General features: G+C 40.0%; 25 protein-coding genes. 10 read left to right on the top strand and 15 right to left on the bottom strand.

The window, feature by feature from the left end:
• Nucleotides 1-29 precede the first annotated feature (29 nt).
• Together H5088_RS13885 and H5088_RS13880 are read right to left on the bottom strand one after the other, a co-directional pair.
• Entirely contained in the window at nt 30-665 is a 636-nt protein-coding gene (locus tag H5088_RS13885) for a hypothetical protein (RefSeq protein WP_002958964.1), read from the bottom strand.
• A 75-nt stretch (nt 666-740) separates the two neighbouring features.
• On the bottom strand, nt 741-1,220 hold the full coding sequence (locus tag H5088_RS13880) for a DUF2947 domain-containing protein (RefSeq protein ID WP_002958965.1): 480 nt from the start codon (nt 1,218-1,220) through the stop codon (nt 741-743).
• Between the two features lie 60 nt (nt 1,221-1,280).
• Here H5088_RS13880 and H5088_RS13875 point away from each other — a divergent pair, with 60 nt between their 5' ends.
• The 4 genes from H5088_RS13875 to H5088_RS13860 are packed head-to-tail and all read left to right on the top strand — an operon-like array spanning nt 1,281 to nt 4,034.
• Nucleotides 1,281-1,520: a DUF1653 domain-containing protein gene (locus H5088_RS13875; RefSeq protein ID WP_149603096.1), complete on the top strand. Its 240-nt coding sequence runs from the start codon at nt 1,281-1,283 to the stop codon at nt 1,518-1,520.
• Nucleotides 1,521-1,572: 52 nt separating this feature from the next.
• Complete coding sequence (locus tag H5088_RS13870) at nt 1,573-2,421, top strand: MoxR family ATPase (protein WP_182753324.1); 849 nt, start codon at nt 1,573-1,575, stop codon at nt 2,419-2,421.
• A gap of 1 nt (nt 2,422) precedes the next feature.
• Nucleotides 2,423-3,610 (top strand): VWA domain-containing protein, encoded by a 1,188-nt coding sequence (locus H5088_RS13865; RefSeq protein WP_182720480.1) that lies wholly within the window; start codon nt 2,423-2,425, stop codon nt 3,608-3,610.
• A gap of 1 nt (nt 3,611) precedes the next feature.
• A complete protein-coding gene (locus H5088_RS13860; RefSeq protein ID WP_182720481.1) occupies nt 3,612-4,034 on the top strand; it encodes a hypothetical protein in 423 nt (140 codons plus the stop codon).
• Nucleotides 4,035-4,258: 224 nt separating this feature from the next.
• Here H5088_RS13860 and H5088_RS13855 read toward each other — a convergent pair whose 3' ends face one another.
• From H5088_RS13855 to tkt, 7 genes are all read right to left on the bottom strand, one after another.
• The gene (locus H5088_RS13855) at nt 4,259-4,996 is read right to left on the bottom strand and encodes an HNH endonuclease (protein ID WP_182753322.1); all 738 of its coding nucleotides are present in this window, start codon (nt 4,994-4,996) and stop codon (nt 4,259-4,261) included.
• 62 nt (nt 4,997-5,058) lie between these two features.
• Complete coding sequence (locus tag H5088_RS13850) at nt 5,059-5,472, bottom strand: GNAT family N-acetyltransferase (protein WP_182753320.1); 414 nt, start codon at nt 5,470-5,472, stop codon at nt 5,059-5,061.
• 12 nt (nt 5,473-5,484) lie between these two features.
• Entirely contained in the window at nt 5,485-5,946 is a 462-nt protein-coding gene (locus tag H5088_RS13845) for a GNAT family N-acetyltransferase (protein ID WP_182753318.1), read from the bottom strand.
• 71 nt (nt 5,947-6,017) lie between these two features.
• Complete coding sequence (locus H5088_RS13840; protein ID WP_182753367.1) at nt 6,018-7,193, bottom strand: NRAMP family divalent metal transporter; 1,176 nt, start codon at nt 7,191-7,193, stop codon at nt 6,018-6,020.
• 202 nt (nt 7,194-7,395) lie between these two features.
• Complete coding sequence (gene hpf / locus H5088_RS13835) at nt 7,396-7,752, bottom strand: ribosome hibernation-promoting factor, HPF/YfiA family (protein ID WP_007376058.1); 357 nt, start codon at nt 7,750-7,752, stop codon at nt 7,396-7,398.
• Nucleotides 7,753-7,929: 177 nt separating this feature from the next.
• Nucleotides 7,930-8,244 (bottom strand): pyrimidine/purine nucleoside phosphorylase, encoded by a 315-nt coding sequence (locus H5088_RS13830; RefSeq protein WP_002958974.1) that lies wholly within the window; start codon nt 8,242-8,244, stop codon nt 7,930-7,932.
• 184 nt (nt 8,245-8,428) lie between these two features.
• Nucleotides 8,429-10,420 (bottom strand): transketolase, encoded by a 1,992-nt coding sequence (gene tkt / locus H5088_RS13825; protein WP_182753315.1) that lies wholly within the window; start codon nt 10,418-10,420, stop codon nt 8,429-8,431.
• A 304-nt stretch (nt 10,421-10,724) separates the two neighbouring features.
• Between tkt and metK the strand changes: the two genes are divergently transcribed.
• From metK to serA, 5 genes are all read left to right on the top strand, one after another.
• The gene (gene metK, locus H5088_RS13820) at nt 10,725-11,876 is read left to right on the top strand and encodes a methionine adenosyltransferase (protein WP_002958976.1); all 1,152 of its coding nucleotides are present in this window, start codon (nt 10,725-10,727) and stop codon (nt 11,874-11,876) included.
• Nucleotides 11,877-12,051: 175 nt separating this feature from the next.
• On the top strand, nt 12,052-12,600 hold the full coding sequence (locus tag H5088_RS13815) for a hypothetical protein (RefSeq protein ID WP_182695082.1): 549 nt from the start codon (nt 12,052-12,054) through the stop codon (nt 12,598-12,600).
• Between the two features lie 18 nt (nt 12,601-12,618).
• On the top strand, nt 12,619-13,215 hold the full coding sequence (locus H5088_RS13810; RefSeq protein ID WP_182753313.1) for a 5-formyltetrahydrofolate cyclo-ligase: 597 nt from the start codon (nt 12,619-12,621) through the stop codon (nt 13,213-13,215).
• A gap of 53 nt (nt 13,216-13,268) precedes the next feature.
• A complete protein-coding gene (gene rpiA / locus H5088_RS13805) occupies nt 13,269-13,922 on the top strand; it encodes a ribose-5-phosphate isomerase RpiA (protein WP_002958979.1) in 654 nt (217 codons plus the stop codon).
• A 9-nt stretch (nt 13,923-13,931) separates the two neighbouring features.
• Nucleotides 13,932-15,161: a phosphoglycerate dehydrogenase gene (serA, locus tag H5088_RS13800; RefSeq protein ID WP_182753311.1), complete on the top strand. Its 1,230-nt coding sequence runs from the start codon at nt 13,932-13,934 to the stop codon at nt 15,159-15,161.
• A gap of 52 nt (nt 15,162-15,213) precedes the next feature.
• Here serA and panP read toward each other — a convergent pair whose 3' ends face one another.
• Entirely contained in the window at nt 15,214-16,839 is a 1,626-nt protein-coding gene (gene panP / locus H5088_RS13795; RefSeq protein WP_002958981.1) for a pyridoxal-dependent aspartate 1-decarboxylase PanP, read from the bottom strand.
• A 531-nt stretch (nt 16,840-17,370) separates the two neighbouring features.
• On the opposite strand from panP, the gene H5088_RS13790 reads away from it, so the two are divergent.
• Nucleotides 17,371-19,251, top strand: a complete 1,881-nt coding sequence (locus tag H5088_RS13790) for a GGDEF domain-containing protein (RefSeq protein ID WP_033020723.1) — start codon at nt 17,371-17,373, stop codon at nt 19,249-19,251.
• Between the two features lie 266 nt (nt 19,252-19,517).
• Here the strand turns inward: H5088_RS13790 and H5088_RS13785 are convergent, their stop codons facing one another.
• From H5088_RS13785 to mpl, 5 genes are read right to left on the bottom strand one after another with little or no spacing between them, the layout of a single operon-like run.
• On the bottom strand, nt 19,518-20,195 hold the full coding sequence (locus H5088_RS13785; protein WP_024603594.1) for a tRNA (guanosine(46)-N(7))-methyltransferase TrmB: 678 nt from the start codon (nt 20,193-20,195) through the stop codon (nt 19,518-19,520).
• Complete coding sequence (locus H5088_RS13780) at nt 20,195-20,962, bottom strand: ABC transporter permease (RefSeq protein ID WP_002961025.1); 768 nt, start codon at nt 20,960-20,962, stop codon at nt 20,195-20,197. Before H5088_RS13780 ends, H5088_RS13785 begins: the two co-directional genes overlap by 1 nt.
• The gene (locus H5088_RS13775; RefSeq protein WP_024595485.1) at nt 20,963-21,892 is read right to left on the bottom strand and encodes an ABC transporter ATP-binding protein; all 930 of its coding nucleotides are present in this window, start codon (nt 21,890-21,892) and stop codon (nt 20,963-20,965) included. It lies immediately after the preceding gene.
• Nucleotides 21,892-22,512, bottom strand: a complete 621-nt coding sequence (locus tag H5088_RS13770) for a flavin prenyltransferase UbiX (RefSeq protein WP_002961027.1) — start codon at nt 22,510-22,512, stop codon at nt 21,892-21,894. Before H5088_RS13770 ends, H5088_RS13775 begins: the two co-directional genes overlap by 1 nt.
• Nucleotide 22,513: 1 nt before the next feature.
• Entirely contained in the window at nt 22,514-23,869 is a 1,356-nt protein-coding gene (mpl, locus tag H5088_RS13765) for a UDP-N-acetylmuramate:L-alanyl-gamma-D-glutamyl-meso-diaminopimelate ligase (protein WP_182753309.1), read from the bottom strand.
• Between the last annotated feature and the right edge of the window lie 154 nt (nt 23,870-24,023).

The raw sequence follows: 24,023 nt of genomic DNA, 5'->3' as shown, positions 1-24,023 counted from the left end.
CCTTATTTTAAATTCCAAATACCTTAACTTTAATACGCTAAGGGGCGCTTTAAATTGCGCCAATTAATACTACCCGCTAAAAGCATTTCGCGTAGTGATAAAACCCGTGGCATGCAACGCTTCGAAAATTGCCACTGATGCCCGCAACATGCAGCGGTTAAACTCACTTTACTTGGCTTTATTAGCTGAGCATTTTGCTGCTCTAGCCCATTTCCTAAAAAATCAAACCAACCAAGCTCGTTACAATGCAGCTTATTCTCGCCTAACTGATCGATACTGTCTATTCTAAGACGCACCTGATCGTAGCCATGCAATATAACGGGCACAATAAGCCCCACTTTGGCATACGTTTGATAAAAAAGTTCATTAGCTTGAACATTCACATCGGGTGGGGTCGGTTTTTGCTTTTCAAGCCACGTACCATTTTGTGCATCAAGCGTAAAAGGCGTGTCACCATTGGCAACTAACGTTGCCGCTCGCTCAATATAATAAGGTAGGCTTTTTAATTGGCGGCGCAGTTTATCGGCATTAGGCTCTGCAACTAATCGCTGAACCTCACGCTGATAAAACGCATTGCACAATTGTGCATACAACACTTTTTGTGCATCAGTTTGCCAAATTTCAACTTGCTGTTGAGCACCAAGTGACTGATTTTTAGCGACCAAAAGCTGTACTCAAAAATATTCAGGTAAATGTTTTATAACACAGTATTGAATGTTTTTTAAGCGCAGCGCACTATTTTAAGCGCTTGGCTTTTCACCTAATTTTGCTTTACCTGATTCTAAAAATTGCACAACCGTATTACGCTTTTTACCAATCAATAAACTGCCATCAGCTAAAAACATAAAGTTTTGCCAATTGCGTTTAAATACATCAAACGTCGTTTCGATAATATTATCGCGTGCCATACAAAAATAAACCGTGGTGTTAGCTTCCCAATCTAAAAACGTTAAGATTGCTTCTGGTGGTAACGCATCGCCATTTTCCCACGCATCTTGCCAATCTACTTCTTGGCTAAAGCTTTTTTCTTGACCACACCAATCGGTGTCTTCAAAAAAATCAGGGTGATCAAACTCACGGCTCACCATGGTTGTCCAAAGTACTGCTGCGCGCTCGTCGCTCATAGGCTTTATTTTTGCTGCGTCTTCATCAGATACAGGTAAATCTTTGTGGCGAAAAACCCACGCCTTTTTGTAATCATCTAAAGAAATATAGTTCATAGTATTGGCAAATTAGTTAACATTAAAAGTGCAAAGCCAAATTATACAAGAGATCAAAACATGACTACAGCAATAAAACCACTTTCCCTAAAACCAGGCATATACCAACACTACAAAGGCCCGCAATATAAAGTTATTCATGTTGCCACCCATAGCGAAACCGAGGAACAGCTTGTGATTTACCAAGCACTTTATGGTGAATTTGGTATATGGGCGCGCCCATTAAGCATGTTTAACGAAACAATAGAAAAAGACGGTATAACTATAGCGCGTTTTGCTTATATTGGACCTGCTGCTTAACTATGGCATTATAACAAAATAACTTACTGCTCAGACCAGACAAGGGTACACCGTGCAATTTAATTCAACTGACAATTACATAGCGAGTAGCGCACTTAAACAAGCTGTAAATGCTGCCATTATGCTCGAAAAACCACTTTTAATTAAAGGCGAACCTGGCACAGGTAAAACCATGCTGGCTGAGGAGTTGGCTAAAAGCTTAGATACCACGCTTATTCAGTGGCATATAAAATCGACTACTAAAGCGCAGCAAGGTTTATACGAGTACGACGCGGTTTCGCGCCTGCGCGACAGCCAACTAGGTGACGAGCGTGTACACAATATTGGCAACTACATCGTTAAAGGTAAGCTTTGGCAGGCATTTACGTATGCAGAACTCAACGGTAAACGCCCAGTGCTTTTAATTGATGAAATAGACAAAGCCGACATAGAGTTCCCAAACGACTTACTACTTGAGCTTGATAAAATGGAGTTTCATGTTTATGAGACTAACGAGCGCATTGTCGCAAAAGAGCGCCCAATTGTGATCATCACTTCCAATAATGAAAAGGAATTACCGGACGCATTTTTACGCCGCTGCTTTTTTCATTACATTGATTTTCCTAGCAGCGATGAAATGCAGCAAATTATTGACGTGCACTACCCTAACGTTAAACAGGATTTAGTACGCCAAGCACTTGAAGTGTTTTTTAACCTGCGCGAAACAAACGGCCTTAAAAAGAAACCTTCCACCAGCGAATTACTCGATTGGTTAAAGCTTTTAATGGCTGAAGACATAGACGCTAAAACACTGCACGACAAAGCGCAAAAAGGCGGATTAATGCCAATGTTTGGCGCCTTACTTAAAAACGAGCAAGATATAAGCCTAATCGAAAAACTCGCCTTTATGAGCCGCCGTTAAGATGTTGATTGCGTTTTTCTTCAAACTGCGTGAATACCGCCTACCTGTAAGCCTGCGCGAATTACTCGATTTAATTAACGCCTTAAAAAAAGGCGTTATATTTGCCGACGTAGACGCCTTTTACCATTTAGCACGCACCATAATGGTAAAAGACGAAACGCACTTTGATCGATTCGACAAAGCCTTTAGCGACTACTTTAGCGGTATTGCCGACCTTGATTTGCTCGAGAGCTTAAAGCAACAGCACAACCTACCTGAAGATTGGCTACGTAAAGAGTTTGAAAAACACCTAAGCGATGAAGAAAAAGCCCAACTAAAAGCCATGGGCGGGCTCGACGAGCTTATGAAAACCCTAAAAGAGCGTTTAGAAGAGCAACAAAAACGCCACGCTGGCGGCAATAAATGGGTGGGCACTGGCGGCACATCACCTTTTGGTGCATACGGCTATAACCCAGAAGGTGTGCGTATAGGGCAAGACGGCAACCGTAACCGCCAAGCAGTAAAAGTGTGGGATAAACGAGAATACAAAAACCTCGACACCGACAGAGAAATTAGTTCGCGCACAGTTAAACTCGCCCTTAAAAAGTTACGAAAGTTCGCCCGCACAGGCGCAAGCGACACGCTAGATTTAAACGAGACTATTCGCGCTACTGCAAAACAAGGCGGCATGCTTGATGTAAAAATGGCGCCCGAGCGCCACAATGCAGTAAAAGTATTGATGCTATTTGATATTGGCGGCTCAATGGATGACTACATTCATACCTGCGAAGAGCTATTTAGCGCCGCCCACAGCGAATTTAAACACCTAGAGTTTTACTACTTTCATAACTGTTTATACGAGCACGTCTGGCAAGACAACGCGCGCCGCCATTCAAACGTGATTGACACCATGACGCTGATTAATAAATTTACCAGCGACTACAAAGTAATATTTGTCGGTGATGCCACTATGGGCCCATATGAAATAGCCTACCCTGGCGGCTCGGTAGAACACTACAACGAAGAGCCCGGCAGTGCATGGTTATCACGTGTCACAAACCACTTTGATAAAGTCGCCTGGCTCAACCCACAACCCGTTGAACACTGGCCATACTATCAATCGATTGGCTTTATAAAAGAGCTAATGAACAACCGCATGTATGCGTTGAGTTTAGATGGGATAAGTAGAGCGATAAAAGAGCTGAGTTAAAGTGAATAATAGAAATATATTAAAATTAATTTTGTTTGCATCACTTATTATAAATTTGGTTTTTATTACTATCTTTATAAGTGACTCTAAAAAGAATAAAAGCATTTATTTATTAGCAAGCAATGTTGAAGCTAAATGCTTGAATGATTGGAAATCACAAGACTCTAGGGTGCCTTTTATTACCTCTCATCAAATTTTAGGACCAGATCCTTTTACTGAGTATAACCTTTTAGAGCTGGGAGGTTATGATCAGTCAACATCTTTCACATACGAATTCTCAGCATGTTTTAAAGATAAATTTTCTACAGTAAGAACAATTGCAGAGATGAAATATGCTATTGATTTCATGGGTAAGCAATCAAAAAATGTTGGATTTTATAAATTACCAAATTCTGACGAAATTGTTGTTTACTCAAATGAGTAACAATTAGGCTAGATTGGCTAAACTCACAACTCGTCGAGCATTGGCTGCACTACCAATCAATTGGCTTTATAAAAAAGCTAATGAACAACCGCATGTATGCGCTTAGTTTAGATGGGATAAGTAGAGCGATAAAAGGGCTGAGTTAAAGTTTGACTCAGCTATATTTGTATTAGAGTAGTTTGAATCATCAATTTAAAAAGTAATAGTAGCTTTAGTTATTTACATCAAAAAGAAATACCAACATTACAATTATCTGCAACACATCCAGATAACTCTGAAGAACCTCCATCAGGAAAAGTTACTTTTAAATAATCACCATTAGCTTCAAAATAGAAGCCTGCAAAAACCATATCCAGACGCGAAACCAAAATATCACACTGCTCAGTGATAGTTAGTACAAGATGTATTTTTCGATGCCTTTCTCTAATAGTTATACAAGGGCCTTTAACTTCTACATCCCAGAGAGAAGAATTAGCTTTCCACTCATTATCTTTAATTTCTAGTGAGACTTCTCCATTAGAGTCTGTAAATAGACCAGATAGCAAAAATGGTTGACCTAAGTACTCTGGTTTTTTTAATTGAAATAATGGGTAATTTGCAACTTGAATAGGGATTTTACAGTTGCTTAACTTGACACCACCAAAAATTAAAGAAGGATTACGCTCTGGGAAATCAAAAAACTCATTAGAGTAACCTTGTTGTAAACACTTTGGCATCCGCATTGCTAATTTTACACGTGACTTTGACCACATTTTTGTAGTTACCTTTGAATGGCATTGAGGACATAGGAGGGTCATATTAGCCGGGTCATGTTTATTTGCATCTTTAAACTCAGGATCTACATGTTCATATTGAATTATTCCTAATCCACAAATAACACACCCGAACCCACATTGCTGACGAATCTCTCGCTTTATTTCTGCTGGAATTACTCTACTCAAACCAAACTTATTAACTTCCATATTATTCTGATCCAGTTAAATTATTATATTAAAGACATTTTATTTTTTCTGTAGAATTTTATTTACTTAATAAACTTACACATTCCTAATCCTAAAACATCTCCATCACGCTTTACATAACCATATTGTGTATAAAAACTTTCTTTACCGCGAGCACTTAATAAAGCTATTGTAGCGCCATTAGAGCAGGTGTTGCTTAGGTAGTCTTCAATGTGGGTCATAACTAAATGACCTATGCCTTGTTTTTGATAGCTTGGCGCAACAATTACATCTTGAATATAAAAATACATTGCGCCATCACCGATTATTCTACCAGTACCTATCAACTTATCGATGTGGTACACGGCAACCCAAAACAATGAATTTTCGATGCTTGCTTTTAATGTTTTATCGTCAGGGTTTTGCCACTTTGCTTGTGCGCGTAAATTAGTAAATTCATCCAGTGCTGGAGCTGAATATTCAACCTTATATTCCATAACATCCCCTACTCACTTTTGAAGCCCTTTACTCATAAACAAGCTGTACGAATCTAACTCATAATCAGCAAACGGTTCGCACTCTTTAAAACCAAATTGAGTGTAAAGCTTTTGTGCGGGCAAAAATGCCTTTGCCGTGCCGGTCTCTAAGCTTAACTTTTTGTAACCTCGCAAAGTTGCTTGCTCAATAATATGCGTGAGCAATTTAGCAGCGATGCCTTGGCGTAAATAGTTGCTTGAGGTGCGCATTGATTTAATTTCGCCATGAGTGGCATCGAGCGCTTTTAATGCGCCAACACCCGCTAAATTATTATCAATCCATAAGCTATAAAAGATTATATCGGGCTGAGTGAGTTTGCTCACATCAAGTGCATGTACGCTCTCAACAGGTGAGTGCTTTAGCATATCGTTATGATGCGCATGTAGTAGTTTTATAACGTGTGGGTTTGAAAGCTCACCTATTCTAATATCCATTTATACCTCGTTTAACCCTAGAATTTAATGCTTTAGGGCTTTAATGAAAACCCTAAAGTAAGTGGCTCTATTTAGGCTGCTAGTTTCCATACTACAAACGCAACAGCAAAGCCTACTAAATACACTAAACCTAACCACGTTAAACTACGTAATAGCACGCTGTGCTTTATAGCAGGCTCTGAGCGCACAAGGCTAAAGTTAAGCCATGCAAAAACGGGGGTGGTAACAAACGAAAGTGTCATTGCAAACGTAAGCATTGGACCAAGGGCTGATTTAAAAAATAAAATAACGGCCATGCCAGCTAGTGCTTGCAGTACAAGCCAAATATTTAGGCTGTGTTTTGATTGCCCAAAGCCAAGTAGTTTATGAGATTCGTTAAGCGTGCGGGCGTAGCCATCTAGCACGGTAAGTGTAGTGCCAAACATACATAAAAAGGCGATTGCTGATACAAGCGGCCTTGCCCACTCGCCTATTGTTAATGCGTACATATCAATAAGCTGCTTGGCAAACGCGACACCGCCGAGTTCTATACTACTGGTTTGCCCGTACTGCACTAATACACCTAAGCTAAAAAATACCAAGGCTAAGCCAGCTGTAAGCCAGTAACCTACGTTAAAATCGAACAAGCCTTGGCTTTTAGAAACTGTTTGCTGCGCTTGTTTTTCTTTTAGCCATAAAGAACTTAATGCAGATATTTCGATAGGGGCTGGCATCCAACCCATTAAAGCCACCATAAAGCTCAGCATAGTCAGCTCGTAAGGTGATGGGCCAACATAGTCAGCAGGCGCCATTGGGCCATTACTAAACGCGATAACTAACGCAATAACGGTAGCCAGCGTTAATAACCCCATTATGCCTTTGGCCACACTGTCGAGCGCTTTAAAGTGCCCTAACAATAATATGGCTAAGCACACTCCTAATAATATCCAACATAGCAGTGTTACTTCTATCACTACGGGCAACGCGTAATGCAGTAAGCTTGCAGTAAGTAGTAATACGCCAGCGGTATTAACTACGGCGGCTACAATGTTTAAACCGATAAAACTGTAAAAATAAAACGGGCCTTTACTTTTATAGCCCTCCACTAGGCTATTTTTAGTCGCGAGTGTGTATTCCATACCAAAGCGAAAAAACGGGTACTTTAAAACATTAACAACCAGTATTAGCCAAAATAGTTGCCAGCCAAATATTGCCCCAGCTTGCGTAGAGGCAACTAGGTGAGATCCGCCAATAGCGGCTGTTGCCATGAGTATTCCAGGTCCAAGCGCACCTAGTCGAGACTTCCATACTGCTTTTGTTGTGTGCATTAATTTCTCAAAATATGTGTGTTATACGCTGCTTTTATTAATTTCTTTGATTAATAAACTGCAAGAACGCATAACTTACCTAAATTACAGGCAATAAAAAAGAGCCATACGGCTCTTTTTTACAATACTTTGTGACTAAATTTTATTTAAGATCCATCTCTTGGATGATCTCGTGTGCGATTTCAGGTGTAGTGCTAACAGGCTTTTCGTGTAAGTTTGCTTTTATCTGCCCTTTTCGATGTTTTAGTGCCGCATCGAGTTTTTTAGCTGCGCTTGCAATGGCAGGGTACATAACTTCGTTTTCCCCTTTTACCGATATGCGCGTGCCTTCGTAATTAGTGCTAATTTCAGCTTGGATTTTATGATGCTCTTTAGACAAAATAATATCGAGTGCAATAAGCGATGGAAAGTGGCTCTCGATTTTTGAAAATTTTTCGTTGATGTGCTCTCTAATAGAGTCAGTAACTTCAACATGGTGACCAGAAAGATTAATTTTCATAGGGTATCCTTTTATTTGTTACCTCATAAATAGTATTGGGGGCTATTTAGATTAACACAAGGAAAAAAGAGAGATATTTGAGGTTTATTTGCGGTTTTTGGTGATTTAAATCATGCGTTGTACAAAGTTTATGCAAAGCCCATAGTGCATGGGCTTTCAGACGTCTAGCTGTATTGATTAATCTGTGTACGAACAACAGTAGTCAGCAAAATCAGATACTTTTACTTTAAAGCTTACATTTGCATCAACATTAAACGATTCACCTGCGTTAAATGTTTTCCACTCACTTGCCCCTGGTAATAAAATATCCCATTGGCCAGCTAAAAGCTCCATGCATTCTTTTTGGTTTGTATCAAAAACAAACTCACCAGGTTGCATAAAGCCTAAAGTTTTCGCTTCGCCATCACCTAAAATAACGGTACGGCTCGACACTTTTCCGTCAAAATATACATTGGCTTTTTTTACTACACTTACGTTATCGAACTTTGGCATTTTTAGCTCCTGCTATTAATTTAAGATTTTTATTTATAAATTTTATCGCACTACCTTGCCTGATAGCTTACTTTCTTGCAAGGAAAGCAGCATTGTTCAAGGTGAAGTTGCTTCATGTTAGGGCATAAAAAAACCCGCAACATGTGCGGGTTTTTCAATTACTTACTTTATTTAATCAAAGCGATTAAAAAAGCTCGTTTGCTTTGCTTACAATGTTTGCCACTGTAAAACCAAAGTGCTCAAACAGCTCACCAGCAGGTGCCGACTCACCAAAGGTAGTCATACCTACTACTGCGCCATTTAGACCTACGTACTTGTACCAGTAGTCGGCAATACCTGCTTCTACTGCTACGCGGCGTGTAACAGATGCCGGTAATACGCTTTCTTTGTACTCTGCGCTTTGATCTTCAAAGGCATCAGTACATGGCATAGATACAACACGTACCTTTTTACCTTGGCTGCGTAGCTCAGTTGCTGAATCTTGTGCTAGTTGCACTTCAGAGCCCGTCGCAATGAAAATAATTTCAGGATTGCCGTCACAGCTAAGGATGTAACCACCCTTTTTAACGTCTGCTAATTGCTGTACGTCACGCGCTTGTTGCTCAAGACCTTGGCGAGTAAAGATTAACGATGTAGGACCGTCTTTACGCTCAATAGCTTGTTGCCATGCAATTGCCGACTCAACTTGGTCACATGGGCGCCAGTTGTATAAGTTAGGCGTTAAACGCATGCTTGCAATTTGCTCTACTGGTTGGTGAGTTGGACCATCTTCACCTAAACCGATTGAATCGTGCGTGTATACAAAAATGCTTGGTTGCTTCATTAATGCAGCCATACGTACGGCATTTTTTGCATATTCAACAAACATTAAGAACGTAGCACCGTAAGGAATAAAGCCTTTATGAAGGGCAATACCATTCATAATTGCCGACATACCAAACTCACGTACACCGTAGTAAATGTAGTTACCGCTTGCATCGTCGTGTGTTAAACCTTTAGAGCCATCCCAAATTGTTAAGTTTGAGCCTGCTAAATCGGCTGAGCCACCCATAAATTCTGGTAATAACGGACCAAATGCGTTTAATGCATTTTGCGATGCTTTACGAGACGCTGGGTTTGCAGGGTTTGCTTGTAATTGCTCAATGTACGCTTGAGATTTTTCAGCCCAATCGCCAGGTAGTTCGTTATTAATACGACGCTTATATTCAGCTGCAAGCTCTGGGTATGCTTTTGCGTATGCTGCAAATTTTTCGTCCCAGCTTGATTCAAGCTGCTGACCTTTTTCTTTGCTATCCCATTGTGCGTAAATATCATCAGGAATTTCGAACGCATCGCCAGTCCAACCTAAGAATTCGCGAGACGCTTTAATTTCGTCATCACCTAGTGGTGCACCGTGACAATCGTGGCTACCAGATTTATTAGGTGAGCCGTAACCAATAATTGTTTTACAACAAATTAGTGATGGTTTATCGGTAACACTTTTAGCTTCTGCAATTGCAGCACTTATAGCATCGCTGTCGTGGCCATCAACACCACTAATTACATGCCAACCGTATGCTTTAAAGCGAGCTGGCGTGTCATCTGTAAACCAACCTTCTACTTCACCATCGATTGAAATGCCGTTGTCATCCCAAAATGCAACAAGTTTACCCAGACCTAATGTGCCTGCAAGTGAACCAGCTTCATGAGAAATACCTTCCATAAGGCAGCCATCGCCCATAAATGTATAGGTAAAGTGATCAACAATATCGTGACCTTCGCGGTTAAACTGTGCAGCTAGCGCTTTTTCAGCAATTGCCATACCTACGGCATTTGTGATCCCTTGACCTAATGGACCCGTAGTAGTTTCGATTCCTGGTGCATAGCCATATTCAGGGTGACCTGGTGTTTTAGAATGCATTTGACGGAAGTTTTTAATTTCGTCCAGTGGTAAGTCGTAACCACTTAGATGCAATAGAGAATAGATAAGCATTGAACCGTGGCCGTTTGAAAGAATAAATCTGTCACGGTCAGCCCACTCTGGATTTGTTGGGTTGTGTTTTAGATAATCGCGCCATAATACTTCTGCGATATCAGCCATGCCCATAGGGGCTCCAGGGTGACCAGATTTGGCCTTTTGTACTGCGTCCATTGACAAGACGCGAATAGCATTTGCAAGTTCTTTGCGAGATGGCATGAATTCTCCTACCTTTATGTGTATTTGCGCGGGTATTTATGTGTTTGTTTATGCACCCAAGTAACTTGGGTTTGTTTATATCGACCATTCTTACTTATTGTGGGGGCTGTGTGCAATTAAAAACCCTATAAAAGTGAGGCATTATGAATATTTTTTAAGACCAAAAAGTTATTAGTAATTTTATTTAGACGTCTAGGCGTAAAAACACTATGCAAGGTGTTTTGTTTTCGATAAAATACGCCCCTTAATTTTTTAGCGCTAATACCGACGTTTGTGAAGCGCAATATTTGTGAGCAGAAATACAATGGCAAAACATTTATTTACTTCTGAATCAGTTTCTGAAGGTCATCCGGATAAAATCGCCGATCAAATCTCTGATGCGGTACTTGATGCTATCCTAGAGCAAGACTCTCATGCCCGTGTTGCGTGCGAAACTTACGTAAAAACAGGTATGGTTATGGTTGGTGGTGAAATCACTACTAGCGCATGGGTTGATATTGAAGAAATTACACGTAAAACAGTACGTGAAATTGGCTACACGCATTCAGACATGGGTTTCGATGCAGATTCATGTGCAATTTTAAACACTATTGGTAAACAGTCTCCTGACATTAACCAAGGTGTTGACCGTACTAGCCCAGAAGAACAAGGTGCTGGCGACCAAGGTCTTATGTTTGGTTACGCATGTAACGAAACAGAAGTACTAATGCCTGCGCCAATTACTTACTCACACCGTTTAGTACAGCGCCAAGCGCAAGTACGTAAAAGCGGCGAGCTTAACTGGTTACGTCCAGATGCAAAATCTCAAGTTACTTTTGCATACGAAAATGGTAAGCCAGTAGGTATTGATGCAGTAGTACTATCTACTCAGCACAGCGAAGACATTTCGCAAAAAGATTTAGTAGAAGCGGTGATGGAGACTATCATCAAGCCGGTCCTTCCTGCAGAGCTTATTACAAGCGCGACTAAATTTTTCATTAACCCAACGGGTCGCTTTGTAATTGGCGGACCAATGGGCGATTGTGGTTTAACAGGTCGTAAAATCATCGTTGATACATACGGTGGTATGGCTCGTCACGGTGGTGGTGCTTTCTCTGGTAAAGATCCATCAAAAGTTGACCGCTCAGCTGCATACGCTGCACGTTACGTTGCTAAAAACGTAGTTGCGGCTGGCCTTGCTGATAAATGTGAATTACAAGTTTCTTACGCAATCGGTGTTGCAGAGCCTACATCTATCAGCGTTGAAACGTTTGGTACAAGCAAGTTAGAAGAAAGCCGTTTAATCGAGCTTATTCGTGAACACTTTGACCTGCGCCCTTACGGCTTAATTCAAATGCTTGATTTAGAGCGCCCTATCTACCTTCCTACAGCGGCTTACGGCCACTTTGGTCGTGACGAATTCCCTTGGGAACGTACAGATAAAGCTGATGCACTTCGTGCAGCTGCTGGCCTTTAAGCTAAAAGTGTTGAAGTAAATTAAAAACGGCCCTTAATAGGGCCGTTTTTGTATCTAAAACTTATCAGTTACATTGTTTGTAGTACGTCTACAAAATAACTATAAAATCAACCTCGAATTCTTTTGTACTTTAGGTATATACTCATTTCATTATAAAAGCTTTAGGGATAGTTAAATGGCCGATAACTTTCGCGTTATATTTGCAGGACTTGCCGATAACGTTGACATAAAAACAGCGTGCGCAAACTTAGCTGCAAAATTAAAAACGTCAGATGAAAAAGTAGCTCTTTTTTTTAAAGGTAAGCCGCTGTTTGCGCCAAGCGATAAAGACAAAGCGTTAAAACAGACTAAGTTATTAGCAAGCCTAGGTATTAAAAGTAAGCTGCAAGCTGTTTCAAATGCGATTCAAAATAGCTCCCCCGCAGCTGCAAATAACAACCAACGTGATGAACGTATTTTTGATGCACTTGATTACATCACTAGCAGCTTAATACGCCTTGAAGAAAAGCTAGATGAGCTAGAGCAACGCCTTCCTGAAGCTCAATTAAATACACCAGACGAAAGTGTAGACGAATGGCAAGATGACGACCTAATGCTAGATGAGGATTTAGCGACTCCTAAAAAACGCAGTAACTTACTTTTATATTCATTGATTGCAACTGCCACCATTTTGCTAGTCGTACTGGCTGTTTTTTTAATTTTTCCCGATTTATTCTCTTTTTAAAAATGGCTAATTAGTTTAATGAGCAATAAACGCGCACAAATAAGAGCTGAAATTCGTAACACCCGTAAAAACTTGTCAAATAATCAGCAAATAATTGCTGCGCAATCGCTAAAAATGAATTTTATTCAACACTTAAAAAGCGAAAATACAACGAATTCAAAGCATATTGCCATTTATTTAAGTAACGACGGAGAACTAGACACCTCATTGTTAATTAAAGAATTATGGAACTTAAACCATGCTGTTTATCTACCTATAATACACCCATTCAATGGCGCTAATTTACTATTTCAGCGCTATGAGAAAAACTCACCCATGAGGGCAAATCGCTATGGTATCTTGGAGCCTAAGCTGAACTGCTCTCAAATATGCCCATTACCAGCGCTTGATTACCTCCTTATGCCATTAGTGGCATTTGATAAACAAGGTAATCGCCTAGGAATGGGAGGTGGGTTTTACGACCGGACATTGGCACGTTTACATGAACAAAATTGGCAAAAACCGCAACTAATTGGCCTTGCACATGAATGCCAAAAAGTTGATGCTCTACCAATCGAGTCATGGGACGTACCACTTGAAACCATTATCACCCCAGATAAAACATACAGTTGGTAACATTTAATTTTGGTTACTAGCCGCATATTTCTGACATACATGAGCACAAAGCAATGACACAAGACGAATTAAAAAAAGCAGCTGCCTGGGCAGCACTCGAGTTTGTAAAAGAAAACACCATTGTAGGTGTCGGTACAGGCTCTACTGTTAATCACTTTATTGATGCCCTTGGCTCAGTAAAGGACACTATTGTAGGCGCTGTATCAAGCTCAGAAGCGTCAACTGCACGTTTGGAAGCGTTAGGTATTGAAGTGTTTGAACTTAATAACGTTGATGCTTTAGATGTATACGTTGACGGCGCTGACGAAATAAACGCTCAAAACGAAATGATTAAAGGCGGCGGCGCAGCGCTAACACGTGAAAAAATAGTAGCAGCAGTTGCAAAACAGTTTGTGTGTATTGTTGATGACACAAAGCTGGTAGATACATTGGGTGACTTCCCGCTTCCGGTAGAAGTTATTCCAATGGCGCGCAGCTACGTTGCACGAGAATTATTAAAACTTGGTGGTGACCCTGTTTATCGCCAAGGCGTAGTTACCGATAATGGTAACGTTATATTAGATGTATTTAACTTAAAAATTACCAATGCCAAACAACTTGAAACACAAATCAATTCAATTGTTGGCGTAGTTACCAACGGCCTATTTGCGATGCGAGGTGCTGATAAAGTGATTATCGGTACCAAAAATGGGCCACAAATTAAATAGGATGAGGTTATGAGTAAGGTATCGTTAGCAAAAGACAAAATTAAAATTCTCTTGCTTGAAGGTGTTCACCAAAGCGCTGTTGAAACGCTAAAACGTAACGGTTACAGCAATATCGACTACGTTAAAACATCCTTACCTGAGGACGAGCTTAAAGAGCGCATTAAAGATGTTCACTTTGTAGGACTTCGTTCTCGTACTCATATTAACCAAGCTGTATTAGACTCAGCTGAAAAGCTAGTTGCTATTGGTTGTTTTTGTATTGGTACAAACCAAGTTGATTTAGATGCAGCACGCGAACGTGGTATTGCTGTATTTAACGCTCCATTTTCTAATACTCGTTCAGTTGCTGAACTTGTACTTGGCGAAATTCTACTTTTATTACGTGGTATTCCAGAGCGTAATGCAGCGGCTCATCGTGGTGGCTGGTTAAAAACAGCAAATGGTTCGTTTGAAGCACGTGGTAAAACATTAGGTATTATTGGCTACGGTCACATTGGTACTCAGCTAGGTATTATGGCTGAAAATATCGGTATGAACGTGAAGTTTTACGATATCGAAGATAAGTTATCACTGGGTAATGCAACACAAGTTCATAACCTTACTCAGCTGTTACAACGCTCTGATATTATTAGCTTACATGTACCAGAAACACCGCAAACTAAAAACCTTATTGGTACAGCAGAACTTGCAGTTATGAAGCAGGGGTCTATTTTGATCAATGCATCACGCGGAACTGTTGTTGATATTGATGCTCTTGCAGAAGCGCTTACAGAGAAAAAACTAAGTGGTGCAGCAATCGATGTGTTCCCTACTGAGCCAAAATCTAACGATGAAGAATTTGTATCGCCACTGCGCCAATTCGACAATGTTATTTTAACGCCGCACATTGGTGGTTCTACACAAGAAGCGCAAGAAAACATTGGTATTGAAGTAGCGGGTAAATTGGCTAAATATTCAGATAATGGCTCAACTATTACTGCGGTTAACTTCCCTGAAGTATCGCTACCTGAGCTTGCTAATCGTAGCCGTTTATTACACGTACACCACAACCGCCCAGGTGTACTAACGCAAATTAACCAAGCGTTTGCACAGCACGGTATTAATATTGCTGCGCAATACCTACAAACAGACGCATCTATTGGTTATGTAGTTATTGATGTTGATACAGATCAATCTGAAGTAGCACTTAAAGAACTGAGCGCTGTTGAGGGTACAATTAGAGCACGTATTTTACATTAACCATTCTTTGATATTAAAAAAGGGTCCTTATGGACCCTTTTTTGTATTTAGATTACATATACTTTCTCAAGTATTTTTTGAATACCGGATCTGTTGCAGCCAACTCTTTTTGCTCAGCTAATATCTCTTTTAAAATAGCGCCTGAGGTAAGCGGGTTAGCAAGAACCACTCTAAATACAACCGTTGGTTGATTGTCGTATTTAGAAGGCGTTAAGCGTGTACGTGATACAAATGAGCGACCTGACTCGCGTTGACGCTTTTGCATACTGGCAGTAAAACGGTTCAGTGAAGCAAAAATATCTAACCGAGTTGCAGCATCTGCATCGGCTATTGCTTGTTTAATTTGCTTAGGTACATAACGATACGTTAATAAGCACAACTCAGGCTCCGAAATAAGCTCAAAGTCTTCATCAGCCTTAATTAAATCAGCAAAGTAATGTGCTTTTTTGATGCTTCGATCAATCAGCATTTCGTAACCTTTACGACCAATAACACGTAAGCAAGCATGTACTAACATTGCCATACCAGGTCGGCTGCCTTCAAGCGTGTGGCTACCTAAGTCTTTTGAACCTTTACGTAATATGTACTCAGCGTGATGTTCTATTGCATCAGTTGCAGCGGGGTCTTTAAATAAAACCAAACCCGCTCCCATTGGTACATACATTTGTTTATGTGCATCGATGGTAATTGAATCTGCTCGCTCAATCCCTTTTAGTAAAGGACGGTGCGTACTCGATAAAAGGGTCGCTCCCCCCCATGCTGCATCTACATGAAAATGGCAGTTAATGTCTTGTGCTAAGTCGGCCATTTCATCAAGTGGGTCAATATTACCGGTCTCGGTTGTTCCCGCGACCCCAATAATCGCCATTACTTTAATGCCTTGCGCTTCAAGCTCACGTGCTTTTTCACGCATAGCTGTTACATCGACTTTATTATTTTCACAGGTTTTAATACCAATTAAGTTATCGCGACCAATGCCGAGTAAATCAACCGATTTACCTAATGAGTAATGTCCGCGTTCTGATATTAATACTGCTAAACCTTTATAACCGTAATGCAGCATACCAGCAATTAAGCCTTGTGCGCCAATACCTCTAAAATCGCCATCAGGTTTTAATAAGCGGTTTCGCGCAATCCAAAGCGCAGTAATATTAGCAACCGTACCACCAGAGCAAAATGCACCTAATGAGGTTTTAGCACTGTGCATCCATTTAGAATAAAATGAGTCTTCTTGCCCATAAGCTAAATGATGCATCATCCCAAGCACTTGACGCTCAAGAGGCGTAAACGCTTTAGATGTTTCTATTTTTACTAGATTTTGATTTAGCCCTACCATCAATTTTGACAGCGGTAATAAAAAGTGCGGCAAGGCAGAGGTCATGTGACCAATAAAACTAGGCGCAGCTGTATGCACAGAATGTGCAACAAGCTGCTCCATTATGTCTTGGGCATAAGCAGAGACAAACGTTGGATCTTCTGGGATCACTGCCGATTGAAAATCTTTTTCTATTTCATGTAATGGTTTTTCAATTGCCGCTATATTTTCGTTTAAAAAACCTGCTAAATTACTCGAAATTTCAAGCTCGATTTTGCTTAAAGTTGAGTCTGGCGCTTCAGGTACAGTAAATATACGCTTAAGGCTTTCTTTAGAGGCGACGGCACAACGCTTTTGATCCATCTTAATACCTAGTGTGTGTGTAGCTAAAACACGCGCTTACCCATCAAAAACGCCTACTTATTAGGACATTTGGAGCAATCGTGTTTCTTTAAAAATTGCGCTAACTTTACTGCAATATAACTAAAATGTCTCGTTTAAACCTATAAAAGCAATCAAAGCGATGACAAAAAAATGATAATTTAGGGTCTATTTATCTTTCAAGGTTAAATTTGCAGCAGCCTTTTGGTATTTAGGCAAGGCAGCGCCTATGTAGTGTGGTTATTCCCCATAAATAGGCGATAACGTAGCATTAATGCCAAACAGGCGCTGCCCAAAGGGTTCTGCCTAGGGTCTATTTACTCTTTGTTGCTCGGTTTTTACTTAGACCACTAGGTTACAAATCTCGCGCCGCGATTAAATCGCCCCTAGTTTGAACAAATTATAATCCGCAAAGATAAACAGACCCTAATTAAAACTCTACCAAACCTAATTATTTATTGGGCATTTACTTATTTTGGGTATAATAAATTTGATAACAAAAAAGGGACACATATGCCAGAAGGAAGAGTCAAAGTTAGTTGGATAGTGGCAGGCTTTAGCTTGTTTTTAATAAGCTTGCTAACCTACGTTTACTACACTTACCAAACCACGCGTGCTGAAATAATGCAGTCGGTTGATAATCGCTTACTTAATGCCGCCACCAGCGTTAAACATATTTTAGGTGACGATTATTTAAGTGCGGTTAATCAAGGCGATAATATAAGTTTTTCTTACTATCAAGATAAAAGTAAACAACTCTCTGAGTTTGCTCAAGCACTTGATATTGCTTATGTCTATTCAATGATTTTAAAAGACGGTAAGGTGCTTTTTAGCTCATCAAGCTACACGCAAGACGATCAGAATAATGGCAAGGTAACTCAATTTTTAGATCTCTACCCTGAAGCTACCGATGCAAATATAAGTGCTTTTTATTCAACAGAGCCAGTATTTGAAATATCGAGCGATCAGTGGGGCCACTTTAAAACAATTTTTATTCCTTACGTTGACCCAATCAACGGCAATACCTATTTAACGGGTGCCGATATCACTATTTATGACTTAAACGAGAAACTTAAAGAAAGCGTATCAAAAGCTGCTGCAATGGCTAGCTTCTTCTTTTTTATCGCGATACTCGTTGCCGCCATATATATTTATTTACTAAAACGGTCTTTAGCAACTGACTCAAGTACTGGTTTTTCAAATCATATTGCACTTGAGTACTTTATTAAAAAAAGTAATGCACATCACATGCAATTAGCCGTTATTTGGGTTAATGAAATAGAAGATATAAACAGTTTTTATGGCACTGAAGTGGGTGACAAGGTAATGAAAAACTTACTTATTCACTTTAAACTTAGAAGCTCTACGCATTGCCATATATACAGACTAGCAACAAATAAAATAGTATTACTCGCGCCTAAGGAAATGAGTAATGACGAATTTACCGACCTCGTAAAAACATATAACTTTAATACACCGGTATTAACTGACCCTTTTATCTACATAACCCTATGTGCAGGTATTGCCAGTGGTAATAAATCGCTACTACTTGAAAACGCTCATATAGCAGCGCTGCAAGCTAAACAAGGCAGGCATAGTGTAGTTAACTACTCAAAAGCGCTACACGATGTAAAAACGCAATATCAATACAATGTAGAAATGGCTAAAGAAGTGCGAGAAGCGTTTGATAACAATCGTATAGTGCCTTACTTTCAACCCATTATTGACACAAATACCAATAAGGTCGTTCAATACGAATGTTTAGCTCGAATGGTAACAGCGCAAGGGGAAGTATTAAAACCTGATGCATTTTTAAATGTTGTTACCCGCTCAAGAATGGACGGAATACTTACCCGTACTATATTTTCACAATGTGTTAGTCGCTTTAGAAAAACCGATATTTGCTGGAGTTTAAATATAACAGCACAAGATATGCTCGACCCTAATTTAAGTGAGTTTATTGCGGACGAACTTAAGCGCTACCCGCATCCTGGTAATATCACATTAGAGCTTTTAGAAACCCAAGCTATTGCCAACTTCTCTGAAGTAAAAGCATTTATTGGCATGGTTAAAACGAAAGGCGTTAAGGTTATTATTGATGACTTTGGTAGTGGTTATTCAAATATATCAAACGTACTTAAGCTTGAAGTAGATGGTATTAAATTAGATGGCGCACTAATAAAGCAAATAGTGAATGACAAAGATATCTACTTGTTTATTGAGCATATAGCCAGCTTTGCTAATCAACTTGGTTTACAATTAATGGCAGAATCGGTAGAAAATACAACCATAGTAACCGCACTTAAAAAGGCGAATGTGACACTAATGCAAGGCAATTATTTTGCCCACCCAGTGCCACATGTTAATACGGTTACAGAAGAATTAGCACTTTAACTTACTTTAACCAGGGCGTGTTGATCTTTGTGGATTGAAATTTGTTCAATCTAGGGGCGATTAAATCGCGGCGAGAGGTTTGTAACCTAGTGGGCTAAGTAAAAACTGAGCAACAAAGAGTTAATCGTCCCTAGAAAGAACCCAAAGGGCAGCACATGTTTGGTCTTTATGCTGCGTTATCGCCTATTTATGGGGAATAACCACACTACATAGGCTCCGCCTTGCCTAAAAACCAAACATGCTGCTGCAAAATCAATCACGAAAGGTCAACACGCCCTAGGTAAGTTTATAACGAGTCGGTGGCTTTGCTGACCACTGGCCCAGTATTTACGCTCAAAAGGCGTAATTGCATCGTCTGACTCATAAAGTGTTACATCGCAAGGGTTGCCTGTTAATTCAAGCGCCCGAGCAAACTCCTTAACGTAAATATCCCAATTGCTGCGCACTTCTAATTTTCCACCTAACTTAACGATAAATGGAAAAATAGCTGCGCCATGCCAGCGCCTACGAATATGCTTAGATTTAGGCCACGGGTTTGGATACAACAAATAATGGTGCGTAGGTTGCCAATTGGCGGCTACCGCTAAACGCCAAAAGTCATTTAAATCTGCTTGCACTAAGATGTACTGACCACTGTCGGTTTGCTTATATTCAACATCATGCTTATCTAATCGGTGCGAAGATTTATCAATTCCAACTATAAGTGCATCAGGGTGGCGCTTAGCTAAGTTAGCTGAGCTTTCACCCACGCCACAACACGAGTCCAAAATAAGCGGGCCACTAAAGGCTTGTACTTTAGCATTAACCTCGTCAAATGCAGTTTGCGTATGCGCTGCTATTGGCTTTTTAAATTCAGCATCTAAGTGCTTATTTACTATTTCATCAAGCTTTTCGTGAATACCCGCTTGATTAGATACAATACTACGTGAATTTGCATCACTCATTAGTGTCTTAGCCCCACACCTTTTTTAATTAAAGTTAGCGCTAAAGTAAATAACACCGTAATAAACACCAAAATAACACCTAGCGCTACACTTAAATCAACATCCGACACACCTAAAAAGCCATAGCGAAATGCATTTACCATGTAAATAATAGGATTTATTTGCGATACGTTTTGCCAAAATTCTGGCAATAACGTTATTGAATAAAATACACCGCCTAAGTAAGTTAATGGCGTTAGTATAAAGGTGGGAATAATGCTTATATCGTCAAAGCTATTTGCGTAAATTGCATTAATTAAACCACCTAAAGCAAACACAGCTGAGGTTAAAATAACGGTCGCCATAATTACAAAAATATTATGAATTTGAATATCAACAAATAACAACGATACACAAGTAACTATAAAGCCCACCATAATACCGCGCGTCATACCGCCGCCCATATAACCCAGTACAATGATGTAATTAGGCACAGGTGCAACTAAAAGCTCTTCAATGCTTTTTTGAAATTTTGTTGAATAAAAACTAGAGGCTACGTTGGAATAGGAATTAGTAATAACCGACATCATTATAAGGCCAGGTACAATAAACTCCATATAACTAAAGCCGCCCATATCACCAATACGTGAACCAATTAAGTTACCAAAAATAACAAAATATAAGCTCATCGTAATTGCTGGCGGCACTAAGGTTTGTACCCAGATACGTAAAAAACGAATACACTCTTTAATCCATAAACTCTTTAAGGCTACGCCATATTTAAACATTTATTCGCCCCGCCCTTGCTCTAGTAATCCTACAAATAACTCTTCTAGTCTGTTTGCTTTATTTCGCATACTCAATACTGTATTTCCTTGGGTTGTTAATGCGCTAAATACCGCATTTAAGCCCTGTGATTTAGCGACTTCTACTTCAACAGTATGATCGTCCGTCATCGTGAACTTATAACCTTCAAGCGTGACAGGGTTTGCTGGCATTTTTAAATCTAAAATAAAGGTTTCTTTATCAAGTTTTGCAAGCAGTGCTTTAATGGTGGTGTTTTCAACAATTCGACCAGAATCAATAATCGCTATGTTTTTACACAGTAACTCAGCTTCTTCAAGGTAGTGTGTGGTCAAAATAATAGTAACGCCTTGCTCATTTATTTGGCGTAAAAAATCCCACATTGAACGACGAAGCTCTATGTCTACACCCGCTGTTGGCTCATCAAGTATAAGTAATTTTGGCTCGTGCATAAGGGCGCGTGCAATCATTAATCGACGTTTCATTCCGCCTGAAAGCGTACGAGCTTGCTTGTCTTTTTTCTCTAACAAACCCAGCTGCGCTAAATATTTATCAGCACGTTTATGGGCTTCACCACGTGGCACACCATAATAACCGGCTTGGTTAACCAGTATTTGGCTAAGCGTTTCAAACTGACTAAAGTTAAATTCTTGCGGCACTAGGCCTAAATGCGCTTTTGCAGCTTCTAAATCAGTATCAATATCACAGCCAAATACTTCTACTTTGCCTTTTGTTTTATTAACAAGTGACGAAATAACACCAATAGTGGTTGATTTACCGGCTCCATTTGGACCAAGCAAAGCGAAAAAATCGCCCTCTTCAACTTGTAAATCAACGCCTTTAATTGCCTCAACACCATTTTTATAAACCTTGGTAAGGCCTTCTATATTTAAAGCAATATTTTGCTTATTCATTACTTACCCTCACCATAACCCCAACGTTTTGTTAGGTTATGCTCAATGTTTAAATGATCTAAAATTCTCGCCACCATAAAATCAACTAAGTCTTCGATACTTTGTGGCTTATGATAAAAACCAGGTGCGGCTGGCATAATTGTTACCCCTAGACGAGATAACTTAAGCATGTTTTCTAAATGAATTTCGTTAAATGGTGTTTCGCGAGGCACTAAAATGAGCTGTCCGCGTTCTTTAATTACCACATCAGCGGCGCGCTCTAATAAATTATCAGACGCCCCCACTGCAATTGCAGAAACCGATCCGGCACTACATGGGCATACTACCATTTTTTTAGGAGCAGCAGAGCCCGAAGCCACAGGGCTAAACCAGTTATCTTTACCGTATACTTTTAGCTGTTCAGGCTTGGCATTAAACAGCGTACTTAACTGCTCTGTGGCTTTATCTTCATTACCAGAGAGCTTAATATTTGATTCTGTATCAAGCACCACGCGTGCTGCACTTGAAATGAGAACGTAGACCTGAAATTGCTGCTCTAGTAATACTTCAAGTAACCTAAGCCCATAAGGCGCACCCGATGCACCACTAAAAGCGAGCGTAATTCTATCTTTAAATTGCACACTATTCTCCGCTGTATTTATCAGCTAAGCCATCAACAAGGTGTTGATGAAGGCCATTAAAGCCGCCATTGCTCATAATTAAAATATGCTGATTAGGCTCAATATTTTCAAGCACCGTATCAATAATTGTTTGCGTGCTGCTAAAGCACTGCATGCCTGCTTTATCTGCTTGCTCTTTTAGCGACCAATTTAAATTCTCTGGTTCAAAAAGGAGTACCTCGTCAGCATCACGCAGTGAATCTAATAATGTATATTGGTGCACGCCCATTTTCATGGTGTTTGAGCGCGGCTCTAAAATAGCGATAATTTTTTCATCGCCTACTTTTGCGCGCAATCCTGCAAGCGTAGTTTTAATTGCTGTTGGGTGATGCGCAAAGTCGTCATACACTTTAATATTATTTATATCCGCCTTTAGCTCCATACGCCTTTTAGGGCTAATAAATTCTCCTAACGCATCAATACTATGATCAATGGCTATACCCACATGGCGCGCTGCTGCGATAGTCATAATCGCATTTTTAACGTTATGCTCGCCTATTGCTTGCCAACAGACAGTGCCCTGCTTTTCGCCATTAAGTAATACATTAAACTCACTTCCATCGGCTTTTATTAATTCATAGCTCCAATCATCGCCTAGCGTTTCGCTTTCGCTCCAAAGCCCTTGTGCTATTACATCATTAAGCGCTACGTCTTGCTTTGGCCAAATTACCTTACCGCTTTGAGGTAATGTACGCATTAAGTGATGAAATTGTTTTTTTATTGCGTTTAAATCTTCAAAAATATCAGCGTGATCGAATTCAAGATTATTTAAGATAAGTGTACGCGGGAGGTAATGTACAAACTTACTGCGCTTATCAAAAAAAGCAGTGTCGTATTCATCTGCTTCAATAACAAAAAATGGCGTTTCACCCACTTTTGCCGATACACCAAAATTTTGCACTATGCCGCCAATTAAAAACCCTGGTTTTAAACCTGCGTACTCTAACACCCACGCAAGCATACTTGCTGTGGTTGTTTTACCATGCGTACCAGCAACCGCAAGCACCCAAGAATCTTGCAGTAAGTTATGCTTAAGCCACTCAGGGCCTGAAGTATAAGGCAGGCCTTTATCAAGCACATATTCAACACATGGGTTACCCCGGCTCATTGCATTACCAATAACGACCATATCTGGCTTTGGCTCTAATTGAGATACGTCGTAGCCTTGAGTCAGTTCAATGCCAAGCTCTTCAAGTTGCGTACTCATTGGTGGGTAAACGTTTTGATCGGAACCCGTTACTTTATGACCCAACGATTTAGCAATGGCTGCAATACCGCCCATAAACGTGCCACAAATACCCAAAATATGTATATGCATATACTTTCCTTAAATCGTATGCTCACTTTACAGCTATGCAAAGTTTAATGGCGGTATAATGCCAAAATTCGTGCTTAGTTACTATGTACGTCTGCACAATTCACTCGTGCCAAAAACACGTTAATTAGTTTTTTAAACGCTAAAAATCAAAAAA

This window comes from Pseudoalteromonas sp. SR43-3 (genome assembly GCF_014163875.1).
In the GTDB taxonomy this organism is placed as follows: Bacteria; Pseudomonadota; Gammaproteobacteria; order Enterobacterales; family Alteromonadaceae; genus Pseudoalteromonas; species Pseudoalteromonas distincta.
The sequence above is the reverse complement of the archived record's forward strand: the minus strand, read 5'-3'. Positions and strand labels throughout refer to the sequence as shown.